The 10,621-nt window shown below is 73.3% G+C and carries 9 protein-coding genes; 6 read left to right on the top strand and 3 right to left on the bottom strand.

Features of this window, described 5'->3' with window-relative positions; all coding sequences use genetic code 11:
* Window positions 1-115 precede the first annotated feature (115 nt).
* Together ACZ7H1_RS04785 and ACZ7H1_RS04790 are read left to right on the top strand one after the other, a co-directional pair.
* Window positions 116-322, top strand: coding sequence for a DUF6126 family protein (locus ACZ7H1_RS04785; protein WP_470783750.1), 207 nt, complete (start codon window positions 116-118; stop codon window positions 320-322).
* Window positions 323-376: 54 nt separating this feature from the next.
* Window positions 377-1,054: a lipoprotein gene (locus ACZ7H1_RS04790; protein ID WP_470783751.1), complete on the top strand. Its 678-nt coding sequence runs from the start codon at window positions 377-379 to the stop codon at window positions 1,052-1,054.
* A 117-nt stretch (window positions 1,055-1,171) separates the two neighbouring features.
* Here ACZ7H1_RS04790 and ACZ7H1_RS04795 read toward each other — a convergent pair whose 3' ends face one another.
* The gene (locus tag ACZ7H1_RS04795; protein ID WP_470783753.1) at window positions 1,172-1,636 is read right to left on the bottom strand and encodes a MarR family winged helix-turn-helix transcriptional regulator; all 465 of its coding nucleotides are present in this window, start codon (window positions 1,634-1,636) and stop codon (window positions 1,172-1,174) included.
* Window positions 1,637-1,756: 120 nt separating this feature from the next.
* On the opposite strand from ACZ7H1_RS04795, the gene ACZ7H1_RS04800 reads away from it, so the two are divergent.
* Entirely contained in the window at window positions 1,757-2,542 is a 786-nt protein-coding gene (locus ACZ7H1_RS04800; protein WP_470783755.1) for a dioxygenase family protein, read from the top strand.
* 105 nt (window positions 2,543-2,647) lie between these two features.
* Window positions 2,648-3,211 carry a DoxX family protein gene (locus ACZ7H1_RS04805; RefSeq protein WP_470783757.1) on the top strand — a complete coding sequence of 188 codons (564 nt, stop codon included), beginning with the start codon at window positions 2,648-2,650 and terminating at the stop codon, window positions 3,209-3,211.
* Between the two features lie 49 nt (window positions 3,212-3,260).
* Here the strand turns inward: ACZ7H1_RS04805 and ACZ7H1_RS04810 are convergent, their stop codons facing one another.
* Both ACZ7H1_RS04810 and ACZ7H1_RS04815 read right to left on the bottom strand, forming a co-directional pair.
* Window positions 3,261-3,635 (bottom strand): VOC family protein, encoded by a 375-nt coding sequence (locus ACZ7H1_RS04810; protein ID WP_470783759.1) that lies wholly within the window; start codon window positions 3,633-3,635, stop codon window positions 3,261-3,263.
* A gap of 64 nt (window positions 3,636-3,699) precedes the next feature.
* Window positions 3,700-5,658: an ABC transporter ATP-binding protein gene (locus ACZ7H1_RS04815; protein ID WP_470783761.1), complete on the bottom strand. Its 1,959-nt coding sequence runs from the start codon at window positions 5,656-5,658 to the stop codon at window positions 3,700-3,702.
* A 218-nt stretch (window positions 5,659-5,876) separates the two neighbouring features.
* Here ACZ7H1_RS04815 and ACZ7H1_RS04820 point away from each other — a divergent pair, with 218 nt between their 5' ends.
* Both ACZ7H1_RS04820 and ACZ7H1_RS04825 read left to right on the top strand, forming a co-directional pair.
* On the top strand, window positions 5,877-9,101 hold the full coding sequence (locus tag ACZ7H1_RS04820) for a TIM-barrel domain-containing protein (RefSeq protein ID WP_470783763.1): 3,225 nt from the start codon (window positions 5,877-5,879) through the stop codon (window positions 9,099-9,101).
* A 160-nt stretch (window positions 9,102-9,261) separates the two neighbouring features.
* On the top strand, window positions 9,262-10,518 hold the full coding sequence (locus ACZ7H1_RS04825; protein ID WP_470783764.1) for a S8 family peptidase: 1,257 nt from the start codon (window positions 9,262-9,264) through the stop codon (window positions 10,516-10,518).
* Window positions 10,519-10,621 lie beyond the last annotated feature (103 nt).

Here is a 10,621-nt window from a genome sequence, read left to right on the forward strand (position 1 = left end):
TAACCCCACACGGGTTAGCGACGGCCACAGCGGGGGGGACCGGTTTCCTCTTCTCCCCCCCCTTGCGAAAAACCACCTTCCTTGGGTGGTTCTTGGGCGACGCCACGACGCGGCCGTGACCCCGCTCACGCCGCAGACCATGAGGGGAACCACCATGCCGGAAGACCAGAGCGCACGAGACGAGGCGGCTTCGGTGCGGGAGCGCATCGAGGCGAAGTTCCCCCGGGGGCTGGTGATCCGCCTGGTCGCCTACCTCTTCGCGGGCCACTTGTTCGCGTTCTTCCTCTACCTCCTGTTCGAGCTGGGCTCCCGCAACCAGTGACCGGCCGCGTGCTAGGTTGACGCCGATCTTGGGCGGCAGACGACGGGGTGGGGAATGCGGACCGGGGACACCACGAGGGCGCGTACGGCCGCCCGGACCGCGGCGGCTGCCGCCGCCGTCCTGTTCGCAGCGGCCCTGACCGGCTGTTCCGGCACGTCCGGCAACGCCGCCTCGGACAAGGCCGCGACGTCCGCGGGCCCGTCGGCGGACTCCGCGGGCCCGGCCTCCCCGTCGGCGGACTCCACCGTGCGGGCCGGCGCGTCCCTGGGCGCAGCCGGCACCGCCTGCGAACTCCCCGTGACCTTCTCCCTCGCACCGAAGTGGCAGCCGGAGGCGGTGCGCTCCGACGGCCCGCTGGGTGCGCTCGGCCAGGGCCCGGTCACCCTGGTCTGCGAGGTCGACGCGAAGCCGGCCGGGCACGTCGGCTTCCTGCGCGTGTGGGTCGCCGACAAGGCCGGGGGCACTGCCCGGCAGACCCTGGAGGCCTTCGTGGCCGAGGAGGAGATCAAGGGGAAGCCCGCCTACGCCGACTTGAAGGCGGGCGCCTTCGAAGCGGTCGAGGTGCGGTACGCGCGGGCGCCCCTGGACGAGGTCAAACAGGAGCGCGCCCTTGCCGTGCGGACCGCGTGGGGTGCCGTGGTCGTGCTGCACCTGGGCGGCCTGGACACCGGCGAGCACACGGCGATGCTCCCGGCCTACGAGCTCGCCGTGAAGTCCCTCAAGTCTTCCTGACCGCCCCGCGACCGTCCCCTGACCGTTCCCCCCTGATCGCCCGCCCGACCGTCCTCGCGGCCGTCCTCCCGGCCGTCCGGAGCGGGATCCCGCGGCGCCCCGCTGCGCGGCGGAGGCTCAGCGGGACGAGGCGCGCAGCCTGCGCGTGACCTCGCCGAGGCCGTCGCCGATGGCGGTGAGCTGCTCCGGGGTGAGCACGTCGATCAGCAGCTCGCGGACCGTGTCCACGTGGCCGGGTGCGGCATCCTCCAGCCGGGCCCGGCCGGTCTCGGTGAGGACGGCGTAGACCCCGCGGACGTCCGAGGGGCACGTGCGGCGGCGCACCAGTCCCGCCTTCTCCAGCTGGCCGACCTGGTAGGTCAGGCCGCTCTTCGAGTTGATCAGCGCATCGGCCAGCTCGGTCATGCGCAGCTCGCCGTCCGCCGCGGCGGAGAGCCGGACCAGGATCTCGTACTGCGCGTGCGAGAGGCCCGAGTCCTCCTTCAGCTGCTGGTCGAGCCGCCGGTTCAGCAGTGCGCCGGCCGCGAGGAAGCCCTTCCAGGCCCTCATCTCGTTCGCGTCCAGCCATCTCGTGTCACCCATGGCCTCAGAGTACGGCAGTTGTTCAAATTCGAATTGCGGCGTACCCTCGCAGCACTGATTCGAATTTGAACCAAGACCGCCGCCGGCGGCGCCACACTGGGAGAGGAACCGGAGAGCACCATGACCACCGCGAGCCCCGGGCGGATGCCCGCCCTCTACCTCAGCCACGGCGCGCCGCCGCTCGCGGACGACCCCGTCTGGCCCGGCCAGCTCGCCGCCTGGTCCGCCGGCCTGCCCAGGCCACGGGCGATCCTGATGGTCTCCGCGCACTGGGAAGAGGCGCCGCTCGCCCTCGGGGCCACCGAGCGCGTCCCCCTCGTCTACGACTTCTGGGGCTTCCCCGAGCACTACTACCGGGTCCGCTACGACGCCCCAGGGGCCCCCGGGCTGGCGGAGCGCGTCCGCAAGCTGCTGCGCGCACCGGGCACCCCGGTCCAGGACGTCCCCGACCGCGGGCTCGACCACGGGGCGTACGTCCCCCTCGTCGAGATGTTCCCCGGGGCCGACGTCCCCGTGCTCCAGGTCTCCATGCCCACGCTCGACCCGCGCCGCCTGATGGACATCGGCCGCAAGCTCGCCCCGCTGCGCGACGAGGGCGTACTGATCGTCGGCAGCGGCTTCTTCACGCACAACCTCGCCGCACTGCGCCACACCGGCCCCGGGGTCCCCGGCTGGTCGGCGGAGTTCGACGACTGGGGGCGCCGGGCGCTCGCCGAGGCGGACGTCGACGGCCTCCTCGACTTCGCGCACAAGGCCCCCGCCGGGCAGCTCGCGCACCCGCGCACCGAGCACTTCGCCCCGCTGTTCGTCACCCTCGGCGCCGCCGAGGACGAGCTGGGCGCGCAGCGCAGCGTCATCGACGGCTTCTGGATGGGCCTCGCCAAGCGCTCGCTGCAGTTCGGCTGAGCCGTACGCCCCCTCGCACCGGCCTTCCCCGCACGCTCCCTCCGCCCGGACCCGTCACCGCACGGCGGGTCCGGTGATCCACCCACACCGAAAGAGAACGCCTTCATGACCTCCCTTTCTGCCACCCCCCGCACCGCCGACGCCGCCGACACCGCGGCCCCGGTGGCCGCAGCGGCCACCGCCCACGCCTACGACGCCGGGCTGCTCGTGCTGCGCATCGCCCTCGGCCTGACCATGGCCGCCCACGGAGCCCAGAAGCTCTTCGGCTGGTTCGGGGGCGGCGGCATCAGCGGCACCGGGGCCTTCTTCTCGAAGAGCGGCTACCCGGCGGGCGAGGCGATGGCCGTGATCGCGGGCCTCAGCGAGACCGTGGGCGGCCTCGCCCTGGTCGTGGGCCTGTTCACCCCGCTCGCGGCCGCCGCCGTCGCCGGCACCATGCTCAACGCGCTCGCCGTGAGCTGGAGCGGCAGCTTCTTCGCCGGCAAGGGCGGCGTCGAGTACGAACTGCTCCTCATCGCGGCCGCCGCCGCCCTGGCCCTCACCGGCCCCGGCCGCTACGCCGTCGACCGCTTCCTCCCCGTCCTGCGCAGCCACCGCCTGGCCTACGGCGCGGGCGCGGTCGCCCTGGCCCTGGTGGCCGCGGGAGCGGTCCTCCTCTCGCGCAGCTGATCCGGTAGCCGATCCGGCAGCAGAGCCCGCCGGCCGGAGCGGTCCGGGATCACCCCGCGGTGCGCGGGGTGGTCTGCTGCACCGCCCACCGGTTCCCGTCGGGGTCGGCGAAGTAGACGAACGAGCCCCAGGGCTGGTCGTCGATCCCGCTGACCTCGACGCCCCGGGCCTTGAGCTCGGCGTGCGCCTGCTCGATGTCCGTGACGACGACCTGCATGTTGTCCAGCGACCCCGGCGCCATCTCGGTGAGGCCGTTGCCCAGGGCGATGGAACACGCCGAGCCGGGCGGGGTGAGCTGGACGAAACGGATCTCCTCGCTCACCGTCACGTCGTGGTCGGTGCGGAATCCCACCTGCTCGTAGAACGACTTCGCGCGGTCGACGTCGGTGACGGGGACGGCGACGAGTTCCAGCTTGATGTCCATCGACTGCTCCTGGGTCCGGGGTCGGCATCGCAGGGCGCCCGAAGGGCGCGGGGCCCTTCCGGCATCATGCGCCCGTCGGGCCCGCCGCGCCGCCCGTGGCGGGCACCGGCAGCGCCGGGCCGGGATCCCCGGCCCCGCCGGACGCCGTGGCGGTTCCCGCCGTTCCGGCCGCGAACTGGGTCCGGTACAGCTCCTCGTACCGCCCGCGGGCGGCCAGCAGCTCGGTGTGCGTGCCGCGTTCGACGACCCGGCCGTCCTCCACCACCAGGATCAGGTCGGCCGCCTGTACGGTCGACAGCCGGTGGGCGATGACCACCGCCGTGCGGCCCTCCAGTGCCTCGCCCAGCGCCTCCTGCACGGCCGCCTCGGACGTGGAGTCGAGGTGCGCCGTCGCCTCGTCCAGGATGACCACCCGCTGCCGGGCCAGCAGCAGCCGGGCGATGGTGAGCCGCTGCCGTTCCCCGCCGGAGAGCCGGTAGCCGCGCTCGCCCACGACCGTGTCGAGCCCGTCGGGCAGCGAGGCGACCAGCCCGTCGAGGCGGGAGCGGCGCAGGGCCTCCCAGACCTCCTCCTCGGAGGCGTCCGGCCTGGCCAGCAGCAGATTGGCGCGTACGGACTCGTGGAAGAGGTGCCCGTCCTGGGTGACCATCCCGAGCGTGTCGCGGATCGAGTCGGCGCTGAGGTCGCGTACGTCGACGCCGCCCAGCCGGACCGCGCCGGAGTCCGTGTCGTACAGGCGCGGCAGGAGCTGCGCGATGGTCGACTTGCCGGCCCCCGAGGAGCCCACGAGGGCGATCATCTGGCCGGGCTCGGCGCGGAACGACACCTCGTGCAGCACCCGGGTGCCGCCGCGCGCGTCGAGGCTCGCGACCTCCTCCAGTGAGGCGAGGGAGACCTTGTCCGCGGAGGGATAGCCGAAGGAGACCCGGTCGAACTCCACGGCGACCGGGCCCTCGGGCACGCGCCGGGCGTCCGGCTTCTCGGCGATCAGCGGCTTCAGATCGAGGATCTCGAAGACCCGCTCGAAGCTCACGAGCGCGCTCATCACCTCCACCCGCGCCCCGGCCAGCGAGGTGAGCGGGGCGTACAGCCGGGTCAGCAGCAGGGCGAGGGCGACCACGGCCCCCGCGTCGAGCGTGCCGCGCAGTGCGAACCAGCCGCCGAGGCCGTAGACCAGGGCGAGGGCCAGCGCCGAGACGAGCGTCAGCGCCGTGATGAACGCCGACTGGGCCATCGCCGTGCGGATCCCGATGTCCCGTACCCGCCCGGCGCGGGCCGCGAACTCCGCGGACTCGTCGGCGGGCCGCCCGAAGAGCTTCACGAGGGTCGCTCCGGGGGCCGAGAACCGTTCCGTCATCTGCGTGCCCATGGCGGCGTTGAGCTGCGCCGCCTCGCGCTGCATCCGCGCCATCCGCGAGCCCATCCGCCGGGCGGGCAGGACGAACACCGGGAGCAGGACCAGTGCGAGCAGGGTGATCTGCCAGGAGATGCTCAGCATCACCACGAGGGTCAGGAGCAGCGTGACGGAGTTGGAGACCACTCCGGAGAGCGTGTTGCTGAAGGCGCGCTGGGCGCCGATGACGTCGTTGTTCAGCCGGCTGACCAGCGCTCCGGTCCGGGTGCGGGTGAAGAAGGCGACCGGCATCCGCTGGACGTGGTCGAAGACCGCCGTCCGCAGGTCCAGGATCAGCCCCTCGCCCAGGGTGGCCGACAGCCTCCGCGTGAGCAGGCCCAGGCCGGCCTCGGCCACGGCGATCAGGGCGATCAGCAGGGCGAGGCGGGTGACGACGCCGCTCTCGCGGCCGTCGACGATGGCGTCGACGACCTGGCTGGCGAGCACGGGGGTGGCCACGGCGAGCAGCGCCGTGACCACGCTGAGGAGGAGGAACTGCACGAGTTTCCGGCGATGGGGGCGGGCGAAGGCGGCGACGCGTCGCAGGCTCTGCCGGGAGAGCTGCCGTCGTTCCTGCTGGGCGTTGATCGCGCTGTGCAGCGATGTCCAGGCGGTGACTTCCATGTCCATGCAGGGAACCGTAGGACCTCAACCAAACTTGAGGTCAAGAAGTCCTGCACTGCTCGGACGGTGCGTGAAGTTGCTTGATTGGGAGCAGTTTCGAGCAGCTTCTTTCAAACTCCCGCGCCAGGGCGCTATGTTGCCAGGCGCATGCCAATCAACTCGCGTGTCGCGCGGACCACCCCCGGCCGCGCCCAGACCGCACGAAGAGCTGCTGGAGCTGCCCCATGACGTTCGGCCCGCTACGCCCGCGCCTGCTCACACGCCCCCCAGGCCGCCCGCGCCGCCCGTGGACCGCCCGGAGCCGGGGACGGTGGCGCGCACCCGTCACCGCGCTCGTGCTCGCCCTCGCCGCCACGGCCCTGGTCACCGCCGGCCCCGCCACCCCGGCCGCCGCCGCCTCGGCGGGCTCGGTCACCGGCTTCAGCCAGTCCGGGAACACCTTCACCATCACGGCGTCCAGCGGCGCCAAGGCCAGGGTGGTGGTCGCCCGCGCGGACATCTTCCGGATCTGGCTCTCGCCCGACGGGGCCTTCACCCACGACCCGGCCGGCTCGGACCTCGCCGTCACCACCGACTTCGGGGCCGTGACCACCGGCTACACCGACGCCGGAAGCCACTACCGGATCACCACCCCGGCGCTCTCCATCCGCGTCAACAAGTCACCCCTGCAGTTCTCGGTCTACCGCGCCGACGACGCCACCCCCGTCTGGCAGGAGGCGCAGCCCACCAGCTGGACCGGCACCCAGACCACGCAGCACCTCGCCCGCGGCGCCGACGAGCAGTTCTACGGAACCGGGCTGCGGCTCGGTGAATGGGCCCTGCGCGGCAAGACCGTTCCCGTGGCCGTCGACAACAAGTGGCGCGAGAACGACAACGCCAGCCCCGCGCCGTTCTACATGTCCACCAACGGCTACGGCGTCATGCGCAACACCTGGGCACCGGGCTCGTACGCCTTCAACGCACCCGGGGCGTTCACCCACAACGAGAAGCGCTTCGACGCCTGGTACTTCACCGGCGACTCGCTCAAGTCGGTGCTCGACGCCTACACCGACGTCAGCGGCAAGCCCTTCATGGCGCCGATGTGGGGCTTCGAACTCGGCAACGCCGACTGCTGGAACGCCTCGAACCCCGACTACCAGGGCGACCACAACCGCGCCCGCCACCAGACCACCCCCGACGTCGTCGGCTACGCCGCCGATGCCCGCGCCGCCGACATGCCCTCAGGCTGGTTCCTCCCCAACGACGGCTACGGCTGCGGCTACACCGCCCCCCTCAAGTCCACCGTCGACGCCCTCAAGGCCAAGGGCTTCCAGACCGGCCTGTGGACCTCCACCGGTCTGGGCGGCATCGCCGACGAAGTCGGCACGGCCGGCACCCGGGGCGTCAAGACCGACGTCGCCTGGATCGGCAGCGGGTACAAGTACGCCTTCGACGGCGTACGCCAGGCCGTCGAGGGCATCGAGAAGAACTCCGACGCCCGCCGCTACGTCTGGACCGTCGACGGCTGGGCCGGCACCCAGCGCAACGCCGTCGTGTGGACCGGGGACACCCACGGCACGTGGGACGACATGCGCTGGCACGTCCCCGCCATCGCCGGCGCCGGGCTGTCCGGCCTGAACTACGCCGCCGGCGACGTCGACGGCATCTTCGGCGGCAGCCCCAGGACGTACGTCCGCGACCTCCAGTGGAAGGCGTTCACCCCCGCCTTCATGACCATGTCCGGGTGGGGCGCCACCCACCCCTCGGCCGGCTACCAGGACAAGCAGCCCTGGCGGTTCGACGAGCCGTACCGCTCCATCAACCGCAAGTACCTCAAGCTGAAGATGCGGCTGATGCCGTACCTCTACACGATGAGCCGCATCGCCCACGAGAGCGGCGTCCCCAGCACCCGCGCCCTCGTCCTGGAACACCCCGGCGACCCGGTGGCCCGCGGCAACCTCACCAGCGGACAGTTCATGGCCGGGGACTCCTTCCTGGTGGCGCCCGTCGTCTCCGACTCCACCACCCGCGACGGCATCTACCTGCCCGCCGGGACCTGGACCGACTACTGGACGGGCAGGACCTACAAGGGTCCCGGCTGGTTCAACGGCTACGCCGCCCCGCTCGACACCCTGCCCCTGTTCGTGAAGGGCGGCGCGATCGTGCCGATGTGGCCGCAGATGAACCACACGGGCGAGAAGCCGGTCTCCACCCTCACCTACGACATCCACCCGCGCGGCAGCTCCTCCTTCACCCTTTACGAGGACGACGGGCTGACCCGTGCCTACCAGAGCGGTGCCTACGCCCGGCAGAAGGTGGACGTCACCGCGCCCGCCTCCGGCACCGGCGACGTCACCGTCGCCGTGGGCGCCCCGGCCGGCAGCTACACCGGCAAGCCGGCCTCCCGCGGCTACGAGTTCAGCCTGCACGTCGCCGCCGCGCCCACCGGCGTGACCGCCGACGGGTCCGCGCTGCCGGCGCTCGCCTCCAAGGCGGCGTACGACGCGGCCGCCACGGGCTGGTACTTCGACCCGGCGGACCGCTCCGGCATCCTCTGGGTCAAGACGGGCGCCAAGTCCGGTGCGTTCACCGTGCAGGCCTCCGGCACGGCCGTTCCCGTCGCCGGGGCCATCCCCGGCGGTTCGTCCGCACCGATCCCGCAGTCCGGCTGGACGCTGGCCCACACCGACAGCCAGGAGACCAGGGCCGAGAACGGCGCCGCCGCCAACGCCTTCGACGGCAACCCCGCGACCCTGTGGCACACCGCCTGGTCCACCGGCACCCCCGCGGCGCTGCCGCACGAGCTGCAGATCGACCTCGGCGCCCGCTACACCGTCGACGGCCTGGGCTACCTGCCCCGGCAGGACGGCGGCTCCAACGGCCGCATCGGCGGCTACGAGGTCTACGTCTCGGACACCACCACGGACTGGGGCCCACCGGTGGCGACCGGAACCTTTGCCGACACCTCCGCCGCCAAGACCGTTCAGCTCGCCGCCAGGACGGGCCGCTACCTGCGGCTGAAGGCGCTCACCGAGGCGGGCGGCCGCGGGCCGTGGACCAGTGCCGCCGAGGTGACAGCGACCGGCCGCCCGGCTCCGATGCCATCCGACGCCACCCTCGTCAACGGCGCCTCCGCGACCTGCGCCGACCTGCCGCACAGCGCCACCGCCCCGGGTACGGAACCCACCCTCTACAGCTGTCACGGCGGCCCCAACCAGCGCTGGACGCTCCACGCCGACGGCCGGCTGACGGGTCTCGCCGGGGTCTGCCTCGACGGATCGGCCGCCGCGGTCACCATCCAGACCTGTGACGGAAGCGCGGGCCAGATCTGGCAGTCCGGGCCGCAGAACAGCCTCCGCAACGCGGGCCGCTGCCTGTCCCCGGCCGGCGGCGCCACCGCCAACGGCACCCGGCTGACCCGCGCGACCTGCGACGGCTCCGCACCCCAGAGGTGGACCTTCACCTCCTGACGGAAAGGCGCCGCAGCCCTGCCCGGCCGGTCCGGGCAGGGCTGCCGCGTCGGGGCCCCGCGCCCTCTTGTGCCCGCGCCCCGCCCGCGGGACTCTGGCCTGCGCTGTCGAGGCGAGGGCCCGACGCGAGGTCCCGACGAGAGGTCAAGGTGTCCCAGGAATGAGAGAGTTACGACCGCGGCGGACGGCCGCCCTGCTGCTGCCCGCCGCCCTGCTCGCCGCCGGTCTCCAGACCGGCGCCGCATCCGCCGAACCAGCCCCGTCCGCCGCACCCGGCGCCCTGCAGACCGCCGGCCCCGGCGAGAGCGGCGTCCCGGACGGCTGGATCGTCGTACTCGAGGAACGGGCCGCCGGCGCCGGCGCCACGGGTTCCCGCTCCGCCGCCACCGTGGCCCGCGAGCTCCTCGCCCGCGCCGACGGCGCCCGGCTCGGCCACGTCTACCGCTCCGCCCTGCACGGCTTCTCCGCCCGCATGAGCCGGGCGCAGGCGGCCCGGCTGGCCGCCGACCCGCGGGTCGCCCGGGTCGTCCAGGACACGCGGGTGTCCCTCGGCGCGGCGGCCGCCCCCGGCACCCAGCCCGGCGCCCCGTGGGGCCTGGACCGGATCGACCAGCGCAGGCTGCCGCTGTCCACGACGTACAACTACCTCTCGACGGCCCCGGACGTGCGGGTGTACGTCATCGACACCGGACTGCGCACCACGCACGCGGAGTTCGGCGGCCGGGCCTCGGTCGGCACCGACACCGTGGGCGACGGGCAGAACGGCAACGACTGCCACGGCCATGGCACCCACGTCGGCGGGATCGCCGCCGGGGCGACGTACGGCGTCGCCAAGGAGGCCCGGGTGGTGGCCGTACGGGTGCTCAACTGCCAGGGGTCGGCGAGCACGTCCGGGGTCATCGCCGGTGTGGACTGGGTGACGAGGAACGCGACCGGACCGGCCGTGGCGAACATGAGCCTGGGCGGCGCCGCGAACGCCCTCCTCGACACGGCGGTGCGCAACTCGATCCGCGCGGGCATCACCTACACCGTCTCGGCAGGCAGCTCGGCCCGCCCCGACGGGGCCTGCACCACCTCGCCCGCCCGGGTTCCCGAGACCATCAGCGTCGGCGCGAGCGACCGCAGCGACCGGCGGGCCTCCTCCTCCAACTACGGCAACTGCGTGTCCCTGTTCGCGCCCGGCGTGTCCATCCCGTCCGCGTGGAAGGACGGCGACACCGCCACCGCGACCCTCAGCGGCACCTCGATGGCCACCGCGCACGCGGCCGGGGCCGCGGCCCTGCACCTGTCGCGGTTCCCGGGCAGCACCCCGGCCCAGGTCAAGCAGGCCCTGCTCGCGAACGCCACCACCGGGGTCCTCCAGGGCACCCCGCCGGTGGCGCCGGACCGGCTCCTCTACACGCTCTACCCGCGCTGACGCACGGCGGGGGGGGGGGGGGGGGAAAAGGGGGGGGGGGAAAGGGGGGGGGGGGGGGGGGGGGGGGGGGGGGGAAGGGAAGGTCCGCCAAAGAAGAAAGAGG

The sequence above is a fragment of the Streptomyces sp. NPDC037401 genome (assembly GCF_055602345.1).

What these genes read in the sequence shown, in the direction of transcription:
- ACZ7H1_RS04790 (WP_470783751.1), top strand. Translation starts at nt 377, where the DNA reads ATGCGGACCGGGGACACCACGAGGGCGCGTACGGCCGCCCGGACCGCG.
- ACZ7H1_RS04795 (WP_470783753.1), bottom strand. Translation starts at nt 1,636, where the DNA reads ATGGGTGACACGAGATGGCTGGACGCGAACGAGATGAGGGCCTGGAAG.
- ACZ7H1_RS04800 (WP_470783755.1), top strand. Translation starts at nt 1,757, where the DNA reads ATGACCACCGCGAGCCCCGGGCGGATGCCCGCCCTCTACCTCAGCCAC.
- ACZ7H1_RS04805 (WP_470783757.1), top strand. Translation starts at nt 2,648, where the DNA reads ATGACCTCCCTTTCTGCCACCCCCCGCACCGCCGACGCCGCCGACACC.
- ACZ7H1_RS04810 (WP_470783759.1), bottom strand. Translation starts at nt 3,635, where the DNA reads ATGGACATCAAGCTGGAACTCGTCGCCGTCCCCGTCACCGACGTCGAC.
- ACZ7H1_RS04815 (WP_470783761.1), bottom strand. Translation starts at nt 5,658, where the DNA reads ATGGACATGGAAGTCACCGCCTGGACATCGCTGCACAGCGCGATCAAC.
- ACZ7H1_RS04820 (WP_470783763.1), top strand. Translation starts at nt 5,877, where the DNA reads ATGACGTTCGGCCCGCTACGCCCGCGCCTGCTCACACGCCCCCCAGGC.
- ACZ7H1_RS04825 (WP_470783764.1), top strand. Translation starts at nt 9,262, where the DNA reads ATGAGAGAGTTACGACCGCGGCGGACGGCCGCCCTGCTGCTGCCCGCC.